This is a genomic window from Streptomyces sp. P9(2023), from assembly GCF_032436795.1.
Classification (GTDB): Bacteria; Actinomycetota; Actinomycetes; order Streptomycetales; family Streptomycetaceae; genus Streptomyces.
In genome coordinates, this window is sequence record NZ_JAUPWM010000358.1 from 1 (window position 1) to 285 (window position 285).

The 285-nt window shown below is 66.0% G+C and carries 1 protein-coding gene; it reads right to left on the reverse strand.

Going from position 1 to position 285, the window contains the following annotated elements:
* On the reverse strand, positions 1-285 hold a 285-nt coding region (locus tag Q5762_RS37940; protein WP_315896864.1), incomplete at both ends, for a hypothetical protein.

Below are 285 nucleotides of genomic sequence, written 5' to 3' on the forward strand. Positions count from 1 at the left end.
GTTGCGGAGCCTCACCGGCTTTACGGAACCAGAGCGCCCCATCCGGCGGCGGTAGCGCGCGCTTGTCCTCGCTGAAAAACTCGCCTTCATCGACGGCAGCGACAGGCGGCAGGTCGAGGGATATGGCGCGGCCATGCCGCGCCTCATCGAGGGGCGGCGCGACCGTGAACGGCTCGCCGTCACGGTACGCGGCCCGGTAGAGGATTTCATCGAGGCGTTCGAGCAGGTCATCACAAGCCGGATGCTCCTGCATCAGGTGGCTGCCGGTGGTAACGTAAATGCGGT